Source organism: Zongyangia acetica (assembly GCF_038739695.1).
GTDB lineage: Bacteria > Bacillota > Clostridia > Oscillospirales > Ruminococcaceae > Zongyangia > Zongyangia gallinarum.
In genome coordinates this window covers 70,267-94,218 of record NZ_JBBEWN010000011.1, presented here as the reverse complement: position 1 = coordinate 94,218, position 23,952 = coordinate 70,267, and the positions used below count along the sequence as shown (strand labels likewise).

Sequence of the window (23,952 nt, the reverse complement as noted above, 5' to 3'; positions counted from 1 at the left end):
ATGAAGTATACAGATAAGGTGTGCGTCGTCACTGGCGGCGCGTTGGGCATTGGCCGGTGCCTATGTGAGGCATTCATCCAGCGAGGCTCCAAGGTGGCCTTTATCGACAAAGAAAAGGAGGCGGGAGAAAATCTTCTCTCCCACCTTTCCGCCCAGGGAGAAGCCCTCTTCTTTCACGGGGATGTCGGGAAAAAAGAGGACCTGGAAGCCTTCGTCTCCCAGGTGGAAAAGACCTTTGGCAGGGTGGATATTCTCATCAACAATGCCTGTCTTTCCCGCAAAGGCATCCTGACCCCCTGCAGCTATGAGGACTTTACTTATGTGTTGCGGGTAGGGGTAGCCGCTCCCTATTATCTGACCCAGCAGCTGTTGCCCCATTTCCAGAAAGGGGCGTCGGTGGTCAACATCTCCTCCACCCGGGCCTGGATGTCCCAAGGGGACACCGAAAGCTATTCTGCGGCCAAGGGCGGCATCTCCGCCCTGACCCATGCACTGGCCGTCAGCCTGGCTGGGAAGGTGCGGGTCAACTGCGTGGCCCCCGGCTGGATCGACACCGGCGCTTACCACGATCCAAGCTATCTGCCCCAGTATACCCCGGCGGATACCTCCCAACACCCCTCCGGCCGGGTGGGAAATCCCATGGACATTGTGCGGGCCGTCCTCTTTTTGTGCGATGAGGAAAACAGCTTCATCGATGGGGAAACCATCACCGTAGACGGCGGCATGACCAAGCGGATGATCTATGATGGAGACGAGGGCTGGTCCTATGCCGGGCGCTGACGGGAAAATGAAGGACAATGTGGTCTATATCCTGCAATGCGCCGACGGCAGCCTTTACACCGGCTGGACCAACGACCTGTCCCGGCGCTTTGCCGCCCATCAGGCCGGGAAAGGCGCCAAATATACCAAAGGCCGGCTGCCGGTAGCGCTGGTGTATGTGGAAAAACACCCCTCCAAAGAGGCAGCCATGCGCCGGGAATACGCCATTAAACGGCTTTCCCGCCGGGAAAAGCTGGCCCTCATCCACGAGAAAGGAAATGACCATGCCACAACCACGTTTTGAAATCATTCTGGGAGACATTACCCAGGTAAAAACCGACGCCATTGTCAACGCCGCCAACACCTCCCTCTTAGGCGGCGGAGGCGTAGACGGCGCCATCCATCGGGCGGCAGGGCCTCAGCTTTTGGAAGAGTGCAAAACCCTCCACGGGTGTGCTACAGGTCAAGCCAAAATCACCAAAGGATATCATCTGCCCGCCCGGTATGTCATCCACACACCGGGCCCCATCTGGCGGGGCGGTAAACACGGGGAAGACAGCCTGCTGAGAAGCTGCTACCAAAACTGTCTGGCTCTGGCGGCGGCACAGGGCTGCCGGAGTGTGGCCTTTCCCTCTATCAGCACCGGCGTCTACCGGTTCCCACTGGAGCGGGCGGCGGCCATCGCTGTGGCGGCCATCAAAGAGGGGCTGGAAGCCTATCCTCAGCTGGAAAAGGTCATGATGGTCTGCTTTGACAATGCTACCAAGGCCGCCTATGAAAAGGCCTTGCAAAACTGTTCCCGATAAGCCAATTTTATCGGTCTTGCAAACAGCCGGCATCTTTTCAAAAATCCCATTCCGGCATTGAGCTTATCAATGCCGGGCTGTCCCTCTGCCATCTGATATAGCGTTTATACCCCATCATAGAAAAAAGGCCGGTATTTTACCGGCCTTTTTTAGTCAAAGAAGCTCAGCTGCGTTCCCCCATATCCCAGCTGGTAAGCCCTGATAATATCCTGCATCCGATAAAGGAGGCCTCGTTCATCGCACTCCCGGCGAAAGAATTCCCACAGCTGCCTTGCCTTGGGGCTTACACAGCGGTATCTCTCTCCATAGGTCTGCTCGTATCGTCTCCGCAGCCCCTGGCTGGGGAACTGTTTTTCCAACTGCTGTAAATACCACTCCCGCTGGTTATAACGCAGCGTCATCCCGAAGGCGGGATAGAGAAACCGTGCGCCGCTTTCCTGGGCTTTGGCGATGATCTGTCCGATGTTTTCCTCGTTGTCTTCCAGAAAGGGGAGCACCGGCATGAGGAGGACGCCGGTGAAGATACCCGCATCCGACAGAGCCCGGATGGCGGCAAACCGCTGGGAGGAGGGGCATACATAAGGCTCCACCTTCCGGCAGAGCTCGTCGTCCGCCGCTGTCACCGTCATCTTGACCAGCACCGGCGAATGTTCCGCAATTTGGGTGAGGATATCCACATCCCGGACCACCAGATCGCTTTTGGTGGCCACCGCCACGCCAAAGCCATAGGCATCCAGAAGCTCCAGCCCATGGCGGGTCAGTTCCAACTCCCTTTCAAAGGGATTATAGGGGTCGCTCATAGCGCCGGTTCCCACTACGCCGGGGCGCACCTTCCGCCGCAGGTCCCGGGCGATGATCTCTAAGGCGTTTTCCTTCACCCGAACCCGGTCAAAGTCCTCAACCCCGTAGCAGGCGCTGCGGCTGTCGCAATAGATACAGCCATGGCAGCAGCCCCGGTAGATATTCATGTTATATTGGGTGCCGAACCAGCTGGTGGATTTTGTCCGGGTGACAATGGTCTTTGCAGGAACTGTTTCCATCTCCCCACCCCCTTTGTTTTTAGTATACCACAGAAGATAAGACAACAGGCCGTCATATTTTCTTCTGTTTTTGTCCATCCTAACAAGGTGGCAGCTTTCCCCTTGACAGTGCTGGCGGAAGGCCCCATAATATACTCAAACGGTAAACATGATTTAGCGGGCCTATCCGGCCCATAATGGAATTGGGGGGAGACTTCTCATGCAGACGCAAACTGTTTTGGCCGCCTTACAGGGCACAGGCTTTACCTTCCTGATGACTACCCTAGGCGCGTCCCTGGTCTTTTTCTTCCGGAAAGAGATCAGCGCCGGTATCCAGCGGGTTTTTCTGGGCTTTGCCGCCGGCGTCATGATTGCGGCGTCGGTTTGGTCCCTGCTCATCCCCGCCATTGAACAGGCGGAGGAGCTGGGGCAGATTGGCTGGATTCCCGCCGCAGGCGGTTTTATTCTGGGCGGGTTGTTCCTGTTTCTGCTGGATAAGCTCCTGCCCCATCTGCATCCTGGCAGCAAAGATCCGGAGGGGATGCACTCCTCCCTCAAGCGGACCACCATGCTCATCTTTGCGGTGACCCTCCACAATATTCCCGAAGGCATGGCGGTGGGTCTCTCCTTCGCCTTAGCCGCTAAAGAGGGCGGCAGCGCCATGCTGACCTCCGCCCTGGCCCTGGCTTTGGGGATTGGCATCCAGAATTTCCCTGAGGGCGCGGCGTTGTCCCTGCCCCTGCGCCAGGAGGGAACCCCCACCTGGAAGGCATTTATTTACGGCAGCCTTTCGGGGATTGTGGAACCCATCTTCGGCGTTCTCACCGTCTTTGCAGCGGGTTCGGTGGTGGGGGTCATGCCCTGGCTTCTCTCCTTTGCCGCCGGCGCCATGATCTATGTAGTGGTGGAAGAGCTGATCCCCGAGGCACATCTGGGGGAACACTCCCATACCGGCACCTTAGGCGTTATGGTGGGCTTTCTGGTCATGATGATTTTAGACGTTGCCTTGGGATAATCAAAGTAAAAAACGGAGCCTTGGGGCTCCGTTTTTTATTGAGGCTCATTGAATTATATCAGCATAAAGCTTTTGCATCTGGGCAACCTTCTCCGCCATTTCTTCCCTCAGCCACTGAGGTTCCAGCACCTGGATTCCAGCGCCGTAGGAGAGAAGGTAGCCGCTGATCCAACTATCCCGGGGCATGCGGCTGCGCACCAGGAGGGATCCGTCCTTCTCCCGGGTGATCATCCGGCGGGGAAACTCATCATAGGCCCGATAGGCATACCGGGGAGCAATCCGCAGCACCAGCTCTACCACCTCCACCGGGACCGCCCCATCGATAGGCGCTTCTACTGGTGGGATGGATGTATGAGGGGAAAAAGTCTCCTCTGTCAAAGTCAGCTCCTCCATCCGGCTGATACGAAACATGCGGAAATCCTTCCTGCTCAGGCAGTAGGCCTGCAGGTACCAAGCCCGGCCTTTAAAACAGAGCTTCACAGGCTCCACCACACGGCGGGTTTTCTCTCCATAGGCGCTGTAATAGTCAAAGGCAATGCGCCTGCGCTCCAGCAGGGCGGTTTTCAGCAGAGAAAAGCGCTCTTTTTCCTCCGCATCACTGCCCCAATGGGAGAAGTCCACGTCGATCCAACCGCCCTCCTCCTTTTGAAACAGGGTCCCCAATCGGGAAAGGAGCCGGTCACTTTCCCGGCCGCCCACCGCCTCCAGGGATTGGAGGGCATAGAGAATTTCCCTTTGCTCTTCCTCTGAGAGAAGGGACTTGTTGAGAACAAAATCCTCCACCAGGCTGATGCCGCCCCCTTTCCCCTTGACGGTGTAGACGGGAATACCAGCGGAAGAAAGGACTTCTACATCCCGATAGATGGTGCGCTCCGAGACTTCAAAGCGGCAGGCCAATTCCTTTGCTGTGACCTTCTTTTTATCCAGTAAGACATAGACAATTTCAAACAAACGGTGTATCTGCACAGATTTTCTCCTTCTCCCCCAAAGGGGCTATGGTATGATAGTATCATCATACCACAAAAAGCTGACAAATGGATGTCAGCTTTTGCAAAAACGGGATCAATGGTTTGCAAAATACTCCCGATTGTGGAGGACTGCTGGAGCGTCAGGATGGATTTTCCCTGCCAGCTCATTGTATCTAACCGCCTCTTCCCGATAGCCCAGCTGATGATAGCAGACGCAAAGCTGCAAATAGGGGATAAAGCCGTAACAGTCGGGGAGGACAAAGGCGCCGGAAGTGTCGTCCCGGGGGCGGGAGGCCGCCAGTTCATACCAGAAGATGGCGGTGGTATAGTCCCCCTGTTCCATAAAATAAGCGCCGATGTCGCAGCAGGTTTCCGCCCTCGGGGCTCCATAGAAAAAGCTGCGGAACAGGGCGGGCAAGATCTGCTGTCGTTCTCCCGTTGCCCCATAGCACTGGGCCAGCTGACGGCAGGCGTCAATGTTATTCTCGATCCAGCCCCGGCCCCCGTCCAAAAAGTCTGTGAATTCCCGGATGGCCTCCTGGTATTTTTGGTGGTAAAGAAGCTCCCTGGCATAGTAAAACTGATGCCGGGACTCCAGCGCCCCTTCTTCCCGGAGCATCCCTTCAAAGATACGCAGGTTCCGGTCTGGATCCCCAGGGCCTATTTTCCGATGGCTCACCGCTGCGTCACTGTAAAGGAGATTTCCCGCCGGCGGGATCACCTCGTGGACCCTTCCCTGCCAGCGGAAGCCTTTGTCCCGTCGGATCATCCGCTCCCGGTAGTAGGAAAAGGTAGGAATACCCTTTTCGTCAAAGGCAATGTGATAGGGCATCATCACCATATCCACCTCTGGGGACAAGGTGCTTTTGAGCTGACGCAGTTTCTCCTGATCCTCCGGTTCTATGACATCGTCGGCATCCAGCCACAGGCAGTAATCCCCGTGGGCCTTGGAAAATGAAAAATTCCGTGCCGCCGCAAAATCATCCTTCCAGGCAAAATCATAAACCTGATGGGTATATCTTCCGGCAATTTCCCGGGTATTGTCGGTGCTTCCCGTATCCACCACGATGATTTCATCCACAATCCCCTGGACACTTTCCAGACATCGAGCCAGTACCTCCTCCTCGTTTTTGACAATCATGCAAAGACTGACGCTGGCCAAAGATATTCTCTCCCTTTCTATAGTTTTTACATCCTATGCGGAAACTTTCTTTTCCTCTACCGGAGTTTATTTTCTTTGGCGAGGATCAGCCCATCTTTTATGCTGGAACAAGTTCCTTTTTTTCTCTCCTTCTTGCCATCATGTCAGCTTCCTTGTTATAATAAAGCTGTTGCGGTAATTGACCGTTTTTCTTAAAAACAAACAGGAAAGGAAGAAGAAAATGAATAATTTTACCTTTTACAGCCCCACCATGTTTGTCTTTGGAAAGGGTGAGGAAAACAATACAGGCGCCTATGTCAAAAAATTCGGCGGCACCAGGGTGCTCATCCACTACGGCGGCGGCAGCGCTGTGAGAAGCGGCCTGATCGACCGGGTCAAAGCTTCCCTGGAAAAAGAGGGTCTCTCCTATGTCGTGTTGGGCGGCGTACAGCCCAATCCCCGCAGCGGCCTTGTCTATGAGGGTATCGAGCTATGCCGCAAGGAAAAAGTAGATTTTATCGTGGCTGTAGGCGGCGGCAGCGCCATTGATTCGGCCAAAGCCATTGCCGCCGGCGTCCCCTATGATGGGGATTTCTGGGACTTCTATGACGATCAGGGCGCCCGTCCCGCCATCGAAACCGCCCTTCCCGTAGCCACCGTCCTCACCATCGCCGCGGCGGGCAGCGAGGGTTCCGGCGACACCGTGATCACCCGGGAGGAGGGCATGGTCAAGCGGGGGGCTGGCAGCCCCGCCCTGCGTCCCAAGTTTTCCATCATGAACCCGGAGCTTACCATGACCCTGCCTCCCTATCAAACGGCCTGCGGCGTAGTGGACATTATGGTTCATGTCATGGAGCGCTATTTCACCAACACCCCCGATGTGGAAATCACTGACAGGCTCTGCGAGGCTGTCCTTTTGACCATGGTCAAGGAGGCTCCGAAAGTTATCGCTAACCCCAACGATTACGAAGCACGGGCCAATATTATGTGGGCGGGAACTGTGGCCCATAATGGTATCTGCGGTGCAGGCCGGGAGGAGGACTGGGCCAGTCACAACATTGAGCATGAGCTCTCCGCCCTCTATGATTGTGCCCATGGCGCGGGCCTAGCTGTTATCTGCCCGGCCTGGATGGAATACGTTTCCCAGCACCACGACGTTAGCCGTTTTGCTCAGATGGCGGTGCGAGTTTTTGGATGCCAGATGGATTTTGCCCATCCAGAAAACACAGCCAAAGAGGGAATTGATGCGCTGCGCCGGTTCTGGAGCTCCCTGGGTATGCCCACCAGCTTTGCGGAACTAGGCGCTAAAGAAGAGGATATCCCCACCCTGGTGAAGAACCTGCATCTGGATCAGCGCAAAATCGGCGCCTTCCTCCCCATGACAGAGGAATCCTGCGCGGCCATCTATCATCTGGCTTGCAGATAAATTCCCAAAAGCAAAAAGCCATTGACTTAAAAAGTCAATGGCTTTTTTATTGTGTGACAGTAGAGATTTACCCTTTGGCGCAGCGGACCGCAAAGTCCCTGGCGGCAGCTAGCTCCTCCTTGGTGGGATGACCCATCCGCATAAAAAACAGGAAGCTCCCCGCGCAGGAAAATTCTTCTTCCTCTACCGGGATGCCCTGCTGGGTCAGGATGTCCCGCAGATCCGGCGGAGCTGCTGCTTCCGTAGCGCTCAGGTGAAACAGCGCTACCTTTTTCACCCGATCCGGCTGCAGCGTTTTTGCAAATTCCAAAAGCTCGGGAGAAAGCTTTCCGCCATAGATACCGCTGCCTAAGAAAAGCAGGTCCGCTTCTTTACACTGTGCCGCCTCTTTCACCGGCACCGCCTTCACCCCCAGGGCTGCCGCCATGGCCTTTGCCACCTTTTTGGTTTTTCCAGTCATGGATGCGTATACTACCGCTGCTTTCATCTGGATCTGCCTCCGTCCGTCATGGTCTTAGGGGTAATCGATGCCGGCTTTTTCCGCTTGGCTGTGCTGATATTGCCTCTGAATTCGGTACATGCGCCCATCTTTGATCAGCCGTGCCCCTGTTTGTTTAAAGTGAAAAGGGATTTCCTCTTTGATACACTGGCCCCGCAGGTCCAAAATCCAGTCGAAATCACAAGGGCGGGCATCGTTGCCCGACTCTCCTCCTGCCACCAGCTCCTCTACCCAAGGCCCCAGATAGGGCCGGAGGTTGATTCTCTCCAGCAGCGGCTCACAGATGATGATCTTGTGCCGAATGGGCGCTTCCCGATAGATGGGGAGACGGTAGTCCGCCCGATCTTGATTTTCTACCGTGCAGCAGATGGTCACATGTTCATAGCCCTCGCCCCAGTCCTCCGGCAGGCAGATGGAAAGCCGGTCGATCCTCTTGGTAATCATGAGAAAGTGAAGATCCCGCCGCTGGGCGATCATCTTCCAAGCTTCCTTTCTCCAAGGATCGGCGTCGGGAACAAAAAAGTCGGAAGAAAAGCAGGTGTACACTAGCTCTCCCGGAGGGATTTTGTATTCCCCGTTCCGTTTTTTCTGCACCGGAAGGCGGAAGGCCGCGGTCTGGGTGACGACCGAACTGTCCCGGCCATAATTTGCATCCATCCGGTAAACATAACAGTGCTGGCAGCCGGGACTTATCTTGTGGCAGCCGTGCCAGGGATTCCAGCCAGCCATCTTCATTCCCCTTTCTGTCTATTTTATCCTATCGCCCGGGGCTGATCTTTCCGGATTAAGTATAATTTCTCTCAATTTTTTGTCAAATTCTATTGACTCTCCCCTTACGTCATAGGGTATGCTATGGATATGGGGCCGCTGGTATTGCCGGCGGCGGGCGGAATACCGCCCATTTGCAAATGCCATACGAGCCGGGCAAAGGAGGTCTTGCGATGAAAACGGTCAAAGAGGTGTCCCGTCTTTCTGGAGTCAGTGTGCGCACACTGCACTATTATGATGAAATCGGACTGCTTTCCCCTACCAAAACCACCCAGGCGGGATACCGGCTGTATGACGACGCGGCCCTCTCCCGTCTGCGGCAGATTCTCTTTTTCCGGGAGTTGGATTTTCCTCTGAAAGAAATCGGGGAAATCCTTTCTGACCCCTCCTTTGACGAGACCAAGGCGCTGAAAAATCACCGGGCGCTATTGTGCCTGAAACAGCAGCGGCTGGAGAGGCTCATCGACCTTATCGACCGCATTCTGAAAGGAGAGAACATACAAGATATGAAACCGTTTGATCAAAGTGAAATCCAGGCCGCTAAGGAAAAATACGCGGCCGAGGCAGAAGATCGTTGGGGGGCCACCCCAGCCTTTGCCCAAAGCCAGAAAAAGGCGCAGGGCTACACAGATGCCCAGTGGCAGTCTATACAGCAGGAGATGGACGAGATCTTTTCCGGCTTTCACCGTCACATGCAACAATCCCCCGATGCCCCCGAAGCCCAGGCGCTGGTAGGCCGCTGGCAGGATCACCTGAGCCGGTACTACTATGACTGCACCCCGGAAATCTTAGCTGGCTTGGGCCGGATGTACACGGAGGATGAGCGCTTCCTTCAAAACATTGACAGCCGTTATGGGGCTGGAACCGCCGCATTTCTCAGCGCTGCCATTGCCGCCTATGTAAAATAGCCCAGGTCCTGTAAAATCTGGCGGATGACACCGGGCTCTTTCTGTGGTATACTGTCCTTTCGAAAGGATGATGGATATGAAAAAATTTGTACCGCTGGAAAAGCGGAGCAAACGTCAGCAAAGGGAATGGTACAAAGCCCGCAGAAAGACCTGGGGAGATTTTAGCCCCGTCACCCGCCGGCCCGAAAATCCAAAAGCATACAAGCGCAAAAAGGTTGGACGAAACGATGATTTCGGCCAGCCTTTTTGTTTTGCCTTGATGTTTTTTATTTGCCCAGAACCTTGACATAAAAACGACGGTGACGGGGGCCGTCAAATTCGCAAAAATATACGGCCTGCCAGGTTCCCAGCACCAGCTGTCCCTTTTCAATGAGCAGGGTAGCGCTGGATCCCATCACTCCCGCTTTCAGGTGGGCGGCAGAATTGCCCTCCACATGCTGAAATTCCGGCCGGTCAGGATAGGTTTGATCCAGCGCAAAGAGCAGATCGCTGACCACATCCGGGTCGGAGTTTTCATTGATGGTGATACCCGCTGTGGTGTGCGGGGAGTAGACCACACAGATGCCATCCTGGATACCGCTTTGCGCCACCCCTTGGGAGACCTGCCGGGTAATATCCGCCATCTGCTGCTGCCGTGTAGTCAGTGTAAATTCATAGATCATGTCGCTCCCCCTATTCCCCAATGATTTTGATGAGGGCATGTTTGTCCCGCTTTCCGTCAAACTCGAAGTAGAAAATCTGCTCCCAGGTGCCGAAATCCAGCCGGCCATCTGTCACGGCTACCACCACTTCCCGGCCCATGATGGTCCGCTTTAGATGGGCGTCGCCGTTGTCTTCAAAGCCATTATGCCGGTACTGGCTGTAAGGCTTTTCCGGCGCCAATTTTTCCAGCCAGACTTCATAGTCATGGTGGAGGCCGCTTTCATCGTCGTTGATAAAAACACTGGCGGTGATATTCATGGCGTTGACCAGGCACAGCCCCTCTTTGATGCCGCTTTCCCGCAGGGCCTGCTCTACCTGGGGGGTAATATTGACAATTCCCCGCCGGGCCGGCAGGTGAAAATGCAGTTCTTTCCGATAAGATTTCATTGTCATCCTCCTTTCCCTATTGGGATAATTATACCATATTTGTTCTATTCCCCATAGGTGTGTCTTTCATTGCCGGGAAGGAAGGTTGTACGCATTTCTAAAACATTTTGCTTTGTTTTTAAGTCAAATTCACAAAACTATAGACATCTTTTTTTAATGATTCTTTCTTATTGCGAGATTATCCCTAGATTTATTTCACTAATTGTACAAAAATTATAAACAACTTTTCTTTTATTGAGCCTTATTTTGGAAAGTGATATGATTAATATAAGTAATTGTGAAGATTTTTATGCTTTTGCAGAAAGTTATGAAGCCTCTATCCCAATGTCTTCACAATCATCTGGAGAGAAGAAGGAGTGAAGTGCAAATGCAACCGATGAAAAAGCGGAGAAGAAACCGGCTGTTTTCCCTGGTGCTGGCATTGAGCATGGTGATCACCATGTTTATCCCCTTGACGGCGTCAGCGGAAAGCCCCCTGGGCAATTTCTCGGGGAGCTTTACCCAAGAGGGCGATGCCGTCATCGCCAACACCGTCAACGGCAATAACTTTGTCATCTCCGACACCTACGGAGAAACTTTTATCCTGGAAGCAGACCTCAGCTTCTTGGAGGGAGGCACCGGCGGCCTGCTTTTCAACGCCAAATCCCCCACCGATCCCGGGGCTAACTGGTGCGCCCTGCACATCGGCAGCGGCAGTGTCCGGCTCTTCTGCGAGGGGAATTATGCCGACACCGAAAACGGGCTTAACGAGATCGTAGGCATTCCCTCCGGCGCGGCGGAACCCTATGAGCTGCGGTTGGAGGTCACCCAGACCGCCATCATCGTCTCTGTGGACGGGACGGAGGTCATCAACAAAGCCTACAGCGGCCTGGAAGGCGGCTATGTGGGCTTCACCACCTATTCCAGCAAAGCAAGATTTGAGAACATCCAGTTCACCGACACCACCCCGCCGCCCTCCGAGGCCTTAGGGGAGCTTTCGGGAAACTATTTCACCATCGACCATGACGGCGTGGTTACCATCAACGAGGTACCCGCCGAGGTGCCGGATAAAAACAACAAGGTCATTTCCGAGACTTATTCTGAAGCCTTTGTCTATGAGGCGGATGTCACCTTCCTGGGCGGCGCCGCTACCGGCGGTCTGATCTTCGACTGCCTCTCCCCCACTGACAGTGGCGGCTCCTGGTGCGGCGTCCATCTGGGCGGCGGACAGGTCCGTCTGTTCTGTGAAGGGACCTGGCAGGATTCTGAAAACGGCCTGCAGGTCTATGCCGTCCTTCCCGATTCTGTCACCGAGCCTTACCATCTGCGGGTGGAGGTTACTGCTGAAGGGGATATCTATGTAGATGTGGATGGCGAACGTCTCATTGAGAAAAACTATCCCCGCCTGAACGGTGGCTATGTGGGGCTCATGACCTTTAACTGCGCCGCCAAATTTGAAAACATCAAATTCACCGACAATACACCGCCGGTGGTGCCCAATTTCAAGACCAATATTGAAGGCTGGGCGGGCCAAACCGGCCAGTGGATCAACATGGAAGAGGGATACCAAGGCACTGGATCGCTCAACTTTGCGGCCTTTTCCACCACCAGCGCTAAAAACTTTGTCTATGAAATGGATCTAACCTTCAACGGCGCCGGCGCCGGCGGCCCCATCTTCCGGGCCAAAGAAGATCATTCCGCCTATTATATTGCCACACTTTCTCGGGGCGGCACCGCCCGCATCCTCCGCTTCACCCAGAACGCGGAGGGAGAAGTCACCGGGGAGGCCCAGATCGGCAACACCTATCAGCTGCCGGAAAACAAGGACACCTATCACATCCGGGTGGAAACCTACGGCCCGGCCCTCAACCTTTATGTAGACGACGTGCTGGCCGTCACCGGCTCCAATGACGAGCTGGCTGAGGGGGTGTTCGGTCTCAACCTCTATAACTGCACCGCCACCTACCAAAACGTCTACTATGAGGAAAAGGATCCTTCCTCCATCTCCCTGCTCACCGGGCTGGAGACCGAGGGCTTTGACCTATTGCCCGCTTTCTCCCCCGACGTCTATAACTACCGCGGGTTTGTCCCTTATGACACTGAATCTGTCACCTTCATCCCCACAATTTCAGGAGAGGGCACCATTACTATTGATGGCATCCCAGCCGAAAATGGGCAGCCCTGCGAGGTTCCTCTGGAAGTAGGGGAAAATTCCTTTGTCCTTTCAATTGCCGACAAGGAAAGCGGCTTTGTCACATCCACCAACTTTAAAATCAAGCGGCAGCAGGATCCTGCTATCGCTTACACCGAAAAATACCGCAACCAATTTCATTTCTCCGAAGAGGCAAACTGGATGAATGACCCCAACGGCCTGATGTATGACGCCACCACCGGCCTGTATCACCTGTATTACCAGTACGCCGCTGGGGAGGGTACCACTTGGGGCCATGCCATCTCCAAGGATTTGGTCGCCTGGACTGAACTCCCGGTAGCCATTCCGGCGGACAATCTGGGCAATATTTGGTCCGGATGCGGCGTCATTGACGAAAAGAATACCAGCGGCCTATTTGATGAAAGCACACCTCCCGCTTCCCGGTTGGTCGCCATTTATACCAACCAGGGCGGCGACGAAACCTACGGAAATCAGAAACAATCCCTGGCCTATTCTACCGATTATGGTACCACCTGGATCAAATATGAGGGAAATCCCATCATCAAAAATGAAGGGAATAAATACGGAGAAGGATTCCGTGATCCCAAGATCCTCTGGATGGAAGATGACAGCTATAAAAACGGCGGCATCTGGCTGATGATTGTGGCTGGCGGCCGCGGGCGGATCTTCACCTCCGAAAACCTTATCGAATGGACCCTCAACGACGAACTCACCTACGCCAGCGGCGGGGAAATCCATTCCGAGTGCCCCGATCTATTCCCCCTGCCTGTCAACGGGGATCCTGACAACGTGAAATGGGTCTATACCGGCGGCGGCACCTTCTATGTGGTGGGCGACCTGGTCAAAGACGAAGACGGGCTTTATAAATTCGAAGCGGAAACCGACGCTATCTCCCCCATGTATGTGGGTGAGATGTATGCCACCCAGAGCTACTACAATGATCCCCAGGGCAGGCGGATCCTGGTCAGCTGGATGCGGGATAACTTCCTCAGTCCCGCTGACAATAAAAACTGGCAAGGCGCCCAGTCCCTGCCCCTGGAGACTACCCTCATCTATGAAAATGGCCAATACCGCCTTAACTCCTATCCTGTGGAGGAGGTGGACTCCATCCGCAAGGATTTGATCTACTCTGCGGAAGGCCTCACCGTCACCCCGGACACCGAGAATATCCTAAAAGATGTTACCGGCCAGCTTTATGACATCGAGGCCACATTTACTCCGGAGGGCGCAACAAGCTTCGGGTTTAACCTTCGCACCAAAGAACAGCAGAAGGTTGTCGTCACCTACAACACGGAAACCCAGCGTATCTCCTTAGACCGCAACAGCAACGGACGTCCCGACATTGTCAGCGGCATCTATGATATGGCGCTGTCTCCCATGGAAGATGGCAAAGTAAAATTGCGGATCCTGGTAGATACCTCTATTATTGATGTCTTTGGCAATGATGGAGAAGCCTCCATCAACAGTTTCTACTACAATGATCCCGACAGCACCGGCATGGAATTCTTCACCGCCGGCGGCAATGTGACCATCGATTCCATGGAGATTTATTCCATGAAATCCACCTGGAGGGAAATGGACCGTCCAGAGGGTCTTCCCACGCCTCCTGAATCCGAAGATCCTGCCACCCTCACCGGGCTGGAGCTTTCAGAAGGCAGGTTGGATCCTGCTTTTGCTTCCGACGTCCTCAACTACAGCGCGTCTGTGGGATATGATATAGATTCTATCACCATCACCCCCACCTTCACCGGGGAGGGCGGCGTCTTTATCGGCGGTGTTGAGGTCGCCAGCGGTACAGCCTCCGGAGATATCTCACTGGCTGTCGGAGACAACACCATCCAGGTCCTGGTCAGGGATACTGGCGGTGAGGAAACCGTCTATACCCTCATAGTCACCCGGGCGGAAGCAGACATCCCGGTGGAACCGGAAGACCCGGAGGGGCCGCCAGCCACCGCTAAGCCTTCCATCCCCGGCGGAGGCAGCGATTTCACCTGGCCTGAGGGCGGCTCAGAGAACAATGGAGGATCCTCCTCTACAACAGGCAAGACCAATCCTTCCTCCGGTGACAACAGTGGAATTCCCATGGCTTTGGCCTTCTTAGCTGGAAGTGTTGCCATCACCATAGGAATCTCTCGTAAGAGAAAATAACCATTGATTACCTCTTAAATTTTGATTACTTCCTTTCATTTCCTAACTTCATCACAAAAGGGGCAGGCGGAAAACCGCCTGCCCCTTTTGTGATATCAAAGTCAGAAGTTTTTATCCTTTTATCTTCACATCTTTCTCCCGGATAAAAACGCCCTCATATTGTTTCATTCCAAACCGCCGGGTAAAGAGCTCACATTTACAGAGAAACAGATAATAGATATTCAGCCCGCATTCGTGGAGAGACTCAAAGTTCCCCTGCCCTTTGGAGATAATCAGGTCCGCCGTCTTGATCTGATCCCGCACCTCAGGGAGAACCGCCGGCAGATACGTTCCCGGAATGGCTGTACCGTTGCCGATGACCGGCACCAATTCTGTCAGCCCAACTTCCCTGGCATCGATGAGGGTGGCATCATTGACCGCCTCTTCTCCTCGCACCACAACTGTGATCTGAAGCTCGGGGAATTGATGGAGCAGCTGGGAAATCAGCAGCTTGTCCGCCACTATTTCCCCGCAGTTATCTGTCAGGTAGACCAAGCTTTTTGCCTTCTTTAGGTCCTGGAGAAAGTCCTCATAGGTTTGGGAATCCAATGTCTCGGAGAGCGCCCGGTCCAACAGCTCCTCTAACTTTTCCTTGGATACATCCTGCATAGCGCCGAAATCAATGTAATTCCCGGCCCTGGCGTAGAGCATTGCCGCTGCCAGCGGATCCTTGGCGGCAGCAATCTTTTCCTGCAGGTCTTTTTCGGTTTTCAGCATCATCAGGTTGTAGCTGCGGTTGGTCTCACGCCAACTGGGCTGGGGCCCCAGCATCTCCTCCTGAAGCTTCTTTAAATGGATGGACTTTGCCGGCGCCGGCTCCCCGTTGTCTTCCGCCAGAATATGCAGCACCCGGATCATATAATCCTTTTTCATGGCCTCGTCCTTAAGCGGCCGGATTCTCTTTTCCTCCCGTCCCACAATACAGCTGATGCAGGATGCATTGAGATTCATCTCTATCCCTCCTAAGTCTTCTTTATGATACCCCTTTCCCCTGCATTTGGCAAGGCAAGATCCCATCAGATGAAATCTAAAGAAGCACGTGCCCGCTTCCCATGAGATAGAAAAATAAAAACCCTCCGAGGGTTCGGAGGGCCTTTGCGTTTTCTTACTTGCGGATATCCAGCAGCTTCTGCTTGAGCTCGCCTTCAATACGGCCAAGCTCCAATTCCGCCGCACGGCGTTTTTCCCGGCCTTCCTCCTGAATGCGGACAACCTCATCCAGGGTGGAGATCAGGGTTTCGTTGGTATGTTTAAGGGTTTCCATATCCACAATGCCCCGCTCCGATTCCTTGGCGGTCTCCACGGTGGCCATCTTCAGCGTCTCCGCGTTTTTGCGCAGCAACTCATTGGTCATATCGGTGACCTGCCGCTGGGCCTCCGCCGCCTGCTGGGAATGTGCTACACCCAGCGCCAGCACCATTTGGCTCTTCCACAGTGGGATGGTGTTGACCAGGGTAGACTGGATTTTGTCTGACATCAGGGTGTCATTGGATTGCACCAGACGGATCTGGGGCGCCATCTGGATGGAGATCATCCGGGTGAGCTCCAGGTCATGGATTTTCTTTTCAAAACGGTTGCATTGCGCCGCCAGGTCGTTGGCTGCCTGGGCGTCCTCAGGGAGTCCCGATTCCTTAGCCTTTTGTGTTAAAACGGGAAGCTCCTGTTCCTGTACCTGTTTCAGTTTCTTTTTACCAGCCAGGATATACATGGAAAGCTCTTTGAAATAGACCTTGTTGAGTTCATACATTTTATCCAGCATCGCCACATCCTTCAGCAGCTGGATCTGATGTCCTTCCAAAGCATGGGAGATTTTATCCACATTGGCTTCTGCTTTATCATATTTGGCCTTCAATGCGGTAATTTTGTTGGAGGTGCGCTTAAAGAAGCTAAAAAATCCCTTTTCATTTTCCTCCACATCAAAGCTTTTGAGCTCGGTGACCACACCGGAGATCATGTCCCCAATTTCCCCCAGATCCTTGGTCCGGACATTGGACAGGGCAGTTTCTGAAAAGTCCGCGATCTTTTTTTGAGCACCAGCGCCGTACTGGATCACCATATTGGAATTGCTCAGCTCAATTTTCTCCGCAAACTCCGCTACCATCTCCCGCTCTTCTTCGGTCAGGTTGCTCTCATCCAAAACCGCTTCCTCCGGCGGCTGGGCCGGAGATGTTTCCGCGGCGGCAGGCGCAACCGGCGCTTCTTCTGCAAAAGGTTCTAGGGTCAAGCTGGGGACTTCTTTGATTTCTTCGCTCATGCCAAGATTCCTCCTTTGGAATTTCAAATTGAGAAACGGGCTTTATCGCCAAACTTCTATTTTTCTCCAGAGCCGAACTTTTCCTCTGTCAGGCCCTCCTGAGCCAGCATGGTTTCTAGAACGGAAATATCGGTGGAAATATCCATGGCCACATCTTCAAACAGACCATCCAGCAGATTTTCAAAGGCCAGATTAATGGTATCCAGGGTATCCTCAATCTCCTTTTTCGCGGAGATGATGTTCTCCCCCTGCACCGGCTGGGCATCAAAATCCCGATAAGCGCCCACCAGCTTGAGGGTGATGGGGAGATAATAGCTCATAAACTTCCGGATCTCCGGCTGCTTCTTGGGATGTTTCTCCACATACTCGAAGATCTTCGTTGTCACATTCTCTAAACGATCTAGCTTCTGGGAGATGATTTCTCCCGGAATGGCGTCATTGGCTTGCCGGATCTCCTCCCGGTAACGGGCTCCCTCCACAAGCATCTCATGAAGGGCCGCCGCCTCCGGATCCTTTTCCCAAAGCTCTTTTTCCTTCCGCTCCTCTTCTTGGCGTTTTTTCAGATTCTCCTGGGTCTTCAGGTACTGGGCGTAGGTCTCTTGATCGGTCATGATGCAGGTTTTCTTTTCATCCATATGGCCCTGGGGAAATAGCCTTTTTTCTATCATCTTCTGCAGATCCCGGGCCACATATTCCTCCGGCAATCCTACCGCTTCGGATAACTCCTTGACAGTGGCAAAATTCCTGCCCTGCAATTTTGCCGCGTAGACCCGAAAGCGCTTGATCCGATCTCTTTTGCTCTTCCCTACGCAGAGCAGTACAATGCCGCCGATCAAAAGCAGGAATAAAGAGGCCAATTCGGCCAAGGATTCCAAGCCTCCGCCGATAAATTGGAACACTGTATTCACGATGGCAAAGCTGAACAAAATGGTGAAGATGATCCCCAGCACCATCATCAGGGTACCGGTATCCGACGGGCCCTTGGCCCGGTAGGTGGCTCTATACTGCCGGTTCATAGTCGGCGGAGTATAAGGCCGGAAAGGCTGCTGTCCGGCTGGGTTTCTACTTTGCCAGCGCTGGCTTGCTCCCCGCCACTGGTTTTGTCTGGGAGGCGCCTGCCACTGGCCTTGGTTGGGAGGAACCTGTTGTGATCCCGGCTGCCACTGGCCGCTTCTATCCGGACCCGGAGGGCTGTAGGGATCCCGAAAGGGTTCCTGCCCAAAGGGGGGCGGCTGACTTCCCGGAGTCCGTCCTATATTCCTCACCGCAGAATCTATAGATGTCCTCAGGTCATCGAAATCTTTGGAGTTTAAAACATTGCGCACTGCTCTTCCAACTTCTCTTCCCAACCTGGACAACTCGTCTTCTCTCATGCTCTTCCTCCATTCTGTGGAATGAAACACAAATAATCAAATTCATTATAGCGGATTCAGGGCAAAATAACAATAACTGTGAAAATTTGTTTAAAAAGATTCTCCTATATTCCGAAACCACCACCGCAAAAAGCGCTGGATCAATATCATTTGATCCAGCGCTGGTATCGTATAGATTAGGTAGTTGGCGGTTCCCTGCAAGATTACCGGCAAAAACCGCGGGAGAAAATCCGCCGGATATTGGTAGCCGTAATCTGCGGCGGAAGGCTATTGGTCATGATGCCGTTAAATAAGATGCTGACAATATCGCCGACACAAAAACACCTTGTACAGTTTGTATGCACCACTACATCCTGGCCGTTTGCGCGGTTTCTTACAAGCAGGCTGTCGTCCCTAACCTCCCGGACTGTGGCAATCATAATCATCTGTGTTTCACCCCCTGTAGAAAAATATCGTACAGAATCATCATATGCCCCTTTCTTCCGGCCGGCCTCTGTCGGGCACCGTTTTCCGCGGCAGTTTTTACACGCTTTTTGTTTTTCTTGTGGTTAGTCACCAACTTTTATAATTGCCGGATAAAAATCCGGCTAAAAATTTTTATCTCAGCAGGAGAAGCGGAAGACACTCTTTTTTCAGCCAGATCTCTCTGCGGGCCTGAAGGATGAAGAAACAGGCCTTTGAAGTTTTTATAATTTTGTACTTTCATCCAATTTGTCACACTAAAATTCATTAGTTTGATCGCGGAACTTCTTTTCTTGTATGCGAATACAGTAACTTGTTAGTACATGTCTAGGTGATTTTTATAAAAAAAATTTGATTCCTTTGTTATTTTACCGGAATATTCAAAGTGCAAATTTCCGGATTTTAAAAGGGCAAAATATGCGATCATTGTACAGTTTTTCTGCCGGTGCTATAATCAGTTTAAGTGAAAAATTGTGAGAGAAATCCCCTAAAATGGCTGTTTTAGGCCTATTGAGAAGCCTTTCCCCGCAAGAAGTAATCGGTCGAAAGGCTTTAAGGGAAAACCCGCGGAAGGTTGCCCCTTAGGTTTTCCCCTGGAGCCTTAAGATAAATCAATTGAAAGCAAATGGAGGCTGCTTATGAGAAGAAGAGTGTAATCCGGAAAGCCGGGACGAAGGATATTGTCCCTTGTGCTTTCCCTGATGATGGTGCTTTCCTGCCTGTCGGTCAGCGCCATCGATGTCCCTGCTCATGGTCCTGCACCTTACAGCGCCACGGACAACATTTTTGACGGCACCTTTACCGGCGACTGCTCGGTGGATAAGGATGCCGGTACCATCACCGTCAATCGTCTGGAAGACAACAACCACGTCATTTCGGAGGTGACGGCTGATGCCTTCATCCTGGAGGCGGATGTCTCTTTCCCAGACGGCTATGTGGACGCCGGCTTTATTTTCGGCGTCACCGATCGGGAGGCTCCCGGCACCGACTGGACTGCCGTCAAAATTGGATTTTCCAATGTCCGGCTTTTCTCCGACCATGCCGGCTCCAATCTCAATGAATACGGGAATCTACCCTCTGGCGCCTTGGACAATGAAAAGGTTCACCTCAAATTGGCGGTGACAGAAGACAATATCGTCAGCGTCTATGTCAACGGCCAGGCTGTCATCTCCCACCAGTACGACGCCTACCACAGCGGCTACATCGGATTTACCAGCTATTTTGGCAGCGCAAAATTTGAGAATATCGTCCTGCGTGAGAACACCGAAACTCCCCCCGCAGAAAATGAGGAATCCCTGGGCGGCTGGACCGGTTCTCCCATTGTCGATCCTCTCACCGGAGCGGTCACTGTGCCTAACAACAATGGTAACTTCCACACCCTTTCCGAAACTAAGGGCAACGCCTTTACCATGGAGGCGGACATCACCTTTTTAGAGGGCGGAGACGCTGGATTTTTGTTCTCCACCGTCAACCGCACCGACCTGGGGGTGGATTGGATCGGCATCAAAGCCACCTATTCCCAGCTTCGTCTTTTTGACGAGGGCAATCAAGCTGGTCTGGATATCCGGGAGCCCATTCCTGAGGGCGCCATTGTAGATGGAAAATTCCATCTCAAGCTGGATGTGGATGCCGAAGGCAATATCAAGGTCTATCTCGGCAACAACCCTGATCCCATCATCTCCACCAACTATGACGAATATGCGGCCGGCTATGTCGGCCTGACCACCTATTGCTGCGAGGCGAAGTTTGAGAACATTCGCTTCTTTAACAACGATCCTGTTGGTTTTACCACCAATTTAAACGGTATTCACGGTGTCCAAGGAGACTGGAGCACCACCTCCCGGGGTTATCGGGGCAACAATATCGGAGGCGGGGACATGTTCGCCATGTTTACCGACACGGTGGACAGCAGTGAAACCTTTGTCTTCGAAGGGGACATGCACCTTGAAAACAGCGACGGCATCGGCGGCCTGGTCTTCGGTGTGCAGAACCCCGACGATCCCTATTCCCACTGGTACTGCATCAATGTGGGCAAACGGTGGGGCACCCAGACCAAGATGCTCAAAAATACCGGTGGTACCGAGGTCTGGTATGTCCAGCGCGGCCTGACCCAGGCAGAAATTGAGAAAAAGGATTACCACCTCCGCTTGGAAGCTTTGGAGGGCGGCACCTTTAACTTTTATCTGGATGGCGGCCTGGTGGGCACCTATGTAGACGCCGATTTCACCGGCGGATATTTTGGCCTCATGACCAACGGCGGCGACGTTACCTTTAATAACGTCAATTATTATCCCGCCCAAAATCCGCGTATTACCGATATGCAGCTCTCTGGCGCCCAGCTCTCTGAGCCCTATGTGGAAGGGAAAGCTGAGTATTTAGCTGTCGCCGACGAGGGTTCCGATTCTGTCTCTATCACCCTGACGGCTCCGGAGGATTTTGTCCTCTCCATCGACAAGCAGGAGTGCGAGAGCGGTGTGGCCGCGACAGTTCCCCTGAATGCCATCGGCTATACCAATATTTCCATTAAGGCGGAAGATCCGGTGGGGCACATTTCCCGTACCTTTACCCTGCGGGTGCGCAAGGACGCGGATCCCGAAACCGTCTACAACGAGAAATATCGTCCCCAGTTCCACTTTACGCCTCAATACGCCTTTATGAACGACCCCAACGGCATGCTCTATAACGCTGCCACCGGGGAATACCACTTCTTCTACCAGACCTATCCATATAGTATGTCTCCTACCGATGAGAAGCACTGGGGACATGCTGTATCCAAAGATCTGGTTCATTGGACCCAGCTTCCCCTGGCCCTCTCCCCCGATGAGTACGGCAACATGTGGTCTGGCAGCGGATTTATCGACTACAACAACACGGCTGGATTCTACGACGAGTCTGTCCCGCCGGAAGCGCGTATGGTCCTCGCATATGCGATTGTCCGGGGCAGCGGCGCCACCGGCCTTGCCTATACCGAGGACGGCGGCCTGACCTGGACCAAATACCAGGATGGAGCTCCTGTGCTGGCCGACGGCTGGTGCGCTGACCCCAAGGTCTTCTGGTATGAAGACGCAGAAATGGCGGGCGGCGGCACCTGGGTTCTGCTGACCTCTGGTGAAGTTAAGATGTACACCTCTCCTGATCTGAAAAACTGGACCTACAACAGCACATTGAAGCTGAAAAACGGCAACACCATCAGCTGGGAGTGCCCGGATATGTACCAGGTAGCTGTTGACGGAGATTCCTCCAACAAAAAATGGGTCTACAACGCGGCCGGCTCCTTCTATCTCATCGGAGACATGGTCAAAGATGGGGAAGGAAAGCTTTCCTTCCAGCCGGAAACCGATCCTTTGCGGTACAACGGTGATTCCTTCCAGTTTAATGCTGATCTCAGCGAGCTGGAAAGCCGCGGCGATCAGACTGTTTATGCCACCCAGACCTTCTACGCCGCTCCCGATGATCGGATTATTTCTGTCAGCTGGCTGAGAGAATCCGCCTACGCTTTGGATGAGACCAAGGTTTGGAACGGCGCTATGACCGTACCTCTGGAAACCACCCTACGCACCACTGACGACGGAATCCGGATGTACAGCTATCCTGTCAAGGAGTTGGAAAGCCTGCGGGATGAACTGATCTATTCGGGCACCGGCGTGGAGGTCACCCCCGACTCCGCCAATATCCTGGATGGAAAACAGGGCACCCTTATGGACATCGAAGGTGAATTTACCCTGGGCGACGGCGTCACCGAATTTGGTTTCAAACTGCGCAAGGGTGACACCCAGGAGACTGTTGTCAAATATGATGTCGCAAATCAGCGCTTGGTGATGGATAAGAGTAAATCCGGAATCTCCTATACCGGTGTCAGCTATATGGAGCTTAAGCCTGAAGGCAATAAAATTAAGATGCGGATTCTAGTAGATTCCAGCGCCATTGAGGCCTTTGGCAATGACGGTATTTCCGCCGTTAGCTCTGTTTACTTCCCTGATCCTGAAAGCAACGGTATGGAATTCTTTACAAATGGCGGCAATGTCACTGTGGATAGCCTCAACATCTATTCCATGAACTCTGCCTGGAAGGAACCAGCGCCCGTTCCCACCGAGCTGAGCAATCTGGAGCTCTCCAACGGCACCTTGGATCCCGCCTTTGACAAGGATACTCTCTCCTACACCGCCACCGTGGCAAACTCCGTCTCCTCTGTCAAGGTCATGCCCACCTACACCGGTGACACCGCTGTTACCGTCAACGGCAAGGATGTCGCCTCTGGCTCCTACTCCGAGGATATTGCCCTGGAGGTTGGACCTAATGCTATCACCGTGGTAGCAGGAGACAAGACCTACACCATCACCGTCACAAGGGAAGAGGAAGAACAGCCTCCTGTAGGCGAGAAACCTCTCCTGGACGGTCTGGAGCTGTCTGAAGGAACTCTTACTCCCGCCTTTGACAAAGACACCTTCTCTTACACCGCTGCCGTAGGAAACGAGGTAGAGGGTGTGCAGGTGAAAGCCTTCTTTGCCGATGGCATTACAGCCATGCTGGGAGAAGAGGCGCTGGAGAGCGGCGTCTACTCTGAAGAGATCCCGCTGCAGGTAGGCGAAAACGAGATTGTAGTTACGCTGAGCCTGGAAGGTGAAGAGAGCGAATATGTGATTGTGGTGACACGGGAAGAGGAAGCGGTGACAGAGCCAGATCCCACACCTGGCACCGATAAGCCCAGCATCCCTGGATCTGATGAAGATCAGGCAGGCGGCGGGGACTGGGATTGGCCGTCTGGCAGCGGAAATGATTCCGCCAATGGATCCGGTTCTGGCAACAGTGACAAAGAGAACCCGTCTTCTGGCGATCACAGCATGATCGCTGGAGCACTGGCAGTCCTTGTACTGAGTGCTGGCGCTGTAGTGGTTCTCTCCCGCAAGAGAAAATAGTTTCATCTCATTTTGTTTTATGACCAAAAAAAGCGGATGGCTCAATACCATCCGCTTTTTATTGGGCCACAAAGGCTGGGAGCTCATCAAAAATTTCAGAAAACGCGGTAAACTTTATTTTTACATCCACCTAAAATACAAACAAAATAAGCCTTCGGTAAACTCAGTGCTTACCGAAGGCTTGGCCGATGTAGTCAATTTAGATTTCGA

20 protein-coding genes are annotated in these 23,952 nt (G+C 53.3%); 9 read left to right on the top strand and 11 right to left on the bottom strand.

What is annotated here, in order from left to right; genetic code table 11:
• From WGC32_RS11070 to WGC32_RS11060, 3 genes are read left to right on the top strand one after another with little or no spacing between them, the layout of a single operon-like run.
• Positions 1 to 780: an SDR family NAD(P)-dependent oxidoreductase gene (locus WGC32_RS11070; protein ID WP_342681976.1), complete on the top strand. Its 780-nt coding sequence runs from the start codon at positions 1 to 3 to the stop codon at positions 778 to 780.
• On the top strand, positions 743 to 1,063 hold the full coding sequence (locus WGC32_RS11065) for a GIY-YIG nuclease family protein (RefSeq protein WP_342681974.1): 321 nt from the start codon (positions 743 to 745) through the stop codon (positions 1,061 to 1,063). Before WGC32_RS11070 ends, WGC32_RS11065 begins: the two co-directional genes overlap by 38 nt.
• Positions 1,044 to 1,565 carry an O-acetyl-ADP-ribose deacetylase gene (locus WGC32_RS11060; protein ID WP_342681972.1) on the top strand — a complete coding sequence of 174 codons (522 nt, stop codon included), beginning with the start codon at positions 1,044 to 1,046 and terminating at the stop codon, positions 1,563 to 1,565. The genes WGC32_RS11065 and WGC32_RS11060 overlap by 20 nt, the downstream gene beginning before the upstream one ends.
• A 149-nt stretch (positions 1,566 to 1,714) precedes the next feature.
• On the opposite strand, the gene WGC32_RS11055 is transcribed toward WGC32_RS11060, so the two are convergent.
• On the bottom strand, positions 1,715 to 2,605 hold the full coding sequence (locus WGC32_RS11055; protein ID WP_342681970.1) for an SPL family radical SAM protein: 891 nt from the start codon (positions 2,603 to 2,605) through the stop codon (positions 1,715 to 1,717).
• 199 nt (positions 2,606 to 2,804) lie between these two features.
• Here WGC32_RS11055 and WGC32_RS11050 point away from each other — a divergent pair, with 199 nt between their 5' ends.
• The gene (locus tag WGC32_RS11050; protein ID WP_342681968.1) at positions 2,805 to 3,599 is read left to right on the top strand and encodes a ZIP family metal transporter; all 795 of its coding nucleotides are present in this window, start codon (positions 2,805 to 2,807) and stop codon (positions 3,597 to 3,599) included.
• Between the two features lie 45 nt (positions 3,600 to 3,644).
• Here the strand turns inward: WGC32_RS11050 and WGC32_RS11045 are convergent, their stop codons facing one another.
• Complete coding sequence (locus WGC32_RS11045) at positions 3,645 to 4,565, bottom strand: helix-turn-helix transcriptional regulator (RefSeq protein ID WP_342681967.1); 921 nt, start codon at positions 4,563 to 4,565, stop codon at positions 3,645 to 3,647.
• 96 nt (positions 4,566 to 4,661) lie between these two features.
• On the bottom strand, positions 4,662 to 5,729 hold the full coding sequence (locus tag WGC32_RS11040; RefSeq protein ID WP_342681966.1) for a tetratricopeptide repeat-containing glycosyltransferase family 2 protein: 1,068 nt from the start codon (positions 5,727 to 5,729) through the stop codon (positions 4,662 to 4,664).
• Between the two features lie 220 nt (positions 5,730 to 5,949).
• Between WGC32_RS11040 and WGC32_RS11035 the strand changes: the two genes are divergently transcribed.
• Positions 5,950 to 7,134, top strand: a complete 1,185-nt coding sequence (locus tag WGC32_RS11035) for an iron-containing alcohol dehydrogenase (protein WP_342681965.1) — start codon at positions 5,950 to 5,952, stop codon at positions 7,132 to 7,134.
• A 67-nt stretch (positions 7,135 to 7,201) separates the two neighbouring features.
• Here WGC32_RS11035 and WGC32_RS11030 read toward each other — a convergent pair whose 3' ends face one another.
• Both WGC32_RS11030 and WGC32_RS11025 read right to left on the bottom strand, forming a co-directional pair.
• Positions 7,202 to 7,621 (bottom strand): flavodoxin domain-containing protein, encoded by a 420-nt coding sequence (locus tag WGC32_RS11030; protein ID WP_342681963.1) that lies wholly within the window; start codon positions 7,619 to 7,621, stop codon positions 7,202 to 7,204.
• Positions 7,622 to 7,648: 27 nt separating this feature from the next.
• Positions 7,649 to 8,362 (bottom strand): DUF5131 family protein, encoded by a 714-nt coding sequence (locus WGC32_RS11025; RefSeq protein ID WP_342681961.1) that lies wholly within the window; start codon positions 8,360 to 8,362, stop codon positions 7,649 to 7,651.
• Between the two features lie 212 nt (positions 8,363 to 8,574).
• Between WGC32_RS11025 and WGC32_RS11020 the strand changes: the two genes are divergently transcribed.
• Positions 8,575 to 9,309, top strand: coding sequence for a MerR family transcriptional regulator (locus WGC32_RS11020; protein ID WP_342681960.1), 735 nt, complete (start codon positions 8,575 to 8,577; stop codon positions 9,307 to 9,309).
• Positions 9,310 to 9,385: 76 nt separating this feature from the next.
• The gene (locus WGC32_RS11015) at positions 9,386 to 9,595 is read left to right on the top strand and encodes a hypothetical protein (protein WP_342681959.1); all 210 of its coding nucleotides are present in this window, start codon (positions 9,386 to 9,388) and stop codon (positions 9,593 to 9,595) included.
• On the opposite strand, the gene WGC32_RS11010 is transcribed toward WGC32_RS11015, so the two are convergent.
• Together WGC32_RS11010 and WGC32_RS11005 are read right to left on the bottom strand one after the other, a co-directional pair.
• A complete protein-coding gene (locus tag WGC32_RS11010) occupies positions 9,576 to 9,971 on the bottom strand; it encodes a secondary thiamine-phosphate synthase enzyme YjbQ (protein ID WP_342681957.1) in 396 nt (131 codons plus the stop codon). The two genes, WGC32_RS11015 and WGC32_RS11010, sit on opposite strands and share 20 nt — an antisense overlap.
• A gap of 10 nt (positions 9,972 to 9,981) precedes the next feature.
• Positions 9,982 to 10,398 carry a secondary thiamine-phosphate synthase enzyme YjbQ gene (locus tag WGC32_RS11005; protein ID WP_191482057.1) on the bottom strand — a complete coding sequence of 139 codons (417 nt, stop codon included), beginning with the start codon at positions 10,396 to 10,398 and terminating at the stop codon, positions 9,982 to 9,984.
• Positions 10,399 to 10,765: 367 nt separating this feature from the next.
• Here WGC32_RS11005 and WGC32_RS11000 point away from each other — a divergent pair, with 367 nt between their 5' ends.
• On the top strand, positions 10,766 to 14,698 hold the full coding sequence (locus WGC32_RS11000; protein ID WP_342681954.1) for a GH32 C-terminal domain-containing protein: 3,933 nt from the start codon (positions 10,766 to 10,768) through the stop codon (positions 14,696 to 14,698).
• Positions 14,699 to 14,809: 111 nt separating this feature from the next.
• Here the strand turns inward: WGC32_RS11000 and WGC32_RS10995 are convergent, their stop codons facing one another.
• The 4 genes from WGC32_RS10995 to WGC32_RS10980 all read right to left on the bottom strand — a co-directional run bounded on the left by WGC32_RS10995 (position 14,810) and on the right by WGC32_RS10980 (position 18,789).
• The gene (locus tag WGC32_RS10995) at positions 14,810 to 15,688 is read right to left on the bottom strand and encodes a damage-control phosphatase ARMT1 family protein (protein ID WP_342681952.1); all 879 of its coding nucleotides are present in this window, start codon (positions 15,686 to 15,688) and stop codon (positions 14,810 to 14,812) included.
• Positions 15,689 to 15,842: 154 nt separating this feature from the next.
• Positions 15,843 to 16,991 carry a toxic anion resistance protein gene (locus WGC32_RS10990; RefSeq protein ID WP_191509396.1) on the bottom strand — a complete coding sequence of 383 codons (1,149 nt, stop codon included), beginning with the start codon at positions 16,989 to 16,991 and terminating at the stop codon, positions 15,843 to 15,845.
• Between the two features lie 56 nt (positions 16,992 to 17,047).
• Positions 17,048 to 18,364, bottom strand: coding sequence for a 5-bromo-4-chloroindolyl phosphate hydrolysis family protein (locus WGC32_RS10985; protein ID WP_342681950.1), 1,317 nt, complete (start codon positions 18,362 to 18,364; stop codon positions 17,048 to 17,050).
• A gap of 203 nt (positions 18,365 to 18,567) precedes the next feature.
• Positions 18,568 to 18,789 (bottom strand): hypothetical protein, encoded by a 222-nt coding sequence (locus WGC32_RS10980; RefSeq protein WP_342681949.1) that lies wholly within the window; start codon positions 18,787 to 18,789, stop codon positions 18,568 to 18,570.
• 726 nt (positions 18,790 to 19,515) lie between these two features.
• Here WGC32_RS10980 and WGC32_RS10975 point away from each other — a divergent pair.
• The gene (locus WGC32_RS10975; protein WP_342682004.1) at positions 19,516 to 23,742 is read left to right on the top strand and encodes a cadherin-like beta sandwich domain-containing protein; all 4,227 of its coding nucleotides are present in this window, start codon (positions 19,516 to 19,518) and stop codon (positions 23,740 to 23,742) included.
• Positions 23,743 to 23,952 lie beyond the last annotated feature (210 nt).

Excerpts from the sequence above, each read along its gene's own strand:
- WGC32_RS11005 (WP_191482057.1), bottom strand. The coding sequence starts at position 10,398 with ATGAAATCTTATCGGAAAGAACTGCATTTTCACCTGCCGGCCCGGCGG.
- WGC32_RS11015 (WP_342681959.1), top strand. The coding sequence starts at position 9,386 with ATGAAAAAATTTGTACCGCTGGAAAAGCGGAGCAAACGTCAGCAAAGG.
- WGC32_RS11030 (WP_342681963.1), bottom strand. The coding sequence starts at position 7,621 with ATGAAAGCAGCGGTAGTATACGCATCCATGACTGGAAAAACCAAAAAG.
- WGC32_RS11020 (WP_342681960.1), top strand. The coding sequence starts at position 8,575 with ATGAAAACGGTCAAAGAGGTGTCCCGTCTTTCTGGAGTCAGTGTGCGC.
- WGC32_RS11055 (WP_342681970.1), bottom strand. The coding sequence starts at position 2,605 with ATGGAAACAGTTCCTGCAAAGACCATTGTCACCCGGACAAAATCCACC.
- WGC32_RS11050 (WP_342681968.1), top strand. The coding sequence starts at position 2,805 with ATGCAGACGCAAACTGTTTTGGCCGCCTTACAGGGCACAGGCTTTACC.
- WGC32_RS11010 (WP_342681957.1), bottom strand. The coding sequence starts at position 9,971 with ATGATCTATGAATTTACACTGACTACACGGCAGCAGCAGATGGCGGAT.
- WGC32_RS10995 (WP_342681952.1), bottom strand. The coding sequence starts at position 15,688 with ATGAATCTCAATGCATCCTGCATCAGCTGTATTGTGGGACGGGAGGAA.
- WGC32_RS11025 (WP_342681961.1), bottom strand. The coding sequence starts at position 8,362 with ATGGCTGGCTGGAATCCCTGGCACGGCTGCCACAAGATAAGTCCCGGC.
- WGC32_RS11000 (WP_342681954.1), top strand. The coding sequence starts at position 10,766 with ATGCAACCGATGAAAAAGCGGAGAAGAAACCGGCTGTTTTCCCTGGTG.
- WGC32_RS11065 (WP_342681974.1), top strand. The coding sequence starts at position 743 with ATGATGGAGACGAGGGCTGGTCCTATGCCGGGCGCTGACGGGAAAATG.
- WGC32_RS11035 (WP_342681965.1), top strand. The coding sequence starts at position 5,950 with ATGAATAATTTTACCTTTTACAGCCCCACCATGTTTGTCTTTGGAAAG.
- WGC32_RS11070 (WP_342681976.1), top strand. The coding sequence starts at position 1 with ATGAAGTATACAGATAAGGTGTGCGTCGTCACTGGCGGCGCGTTGGGC.
- WGC32_RS10985 (WP_342681950.1), bottom strand. The coding sequence starts at position 18,364 with ATGAGAGAAGACGAGTTGTCCAGGTTGGGAAGAGAAGTTGGAAGAGCA.
- WGC32_RS10990 (WP_191509396.1), bottom strand. The coding sequence starts at position 16,991 with ATGAGCGAAGAAATCAAAGAAGTCCCCAGCTTGACCCTAGAACCTTTT.
- WGC32_RS10980 (WP_342681949.1), bottom strand. The coding sequence starts at position 18,789 with ATGATTATGATTGCCACAGTCCGGGAGGTTAGGGACGACAGCCTGCTT.
- WGC32_RS11060 (WP_342681972.1), top strand. The coding sequence starts at position 1,044 with ATGCCACAACCACGTTTTGAAATCATTCTGGGAGACATTACCCAGGTA.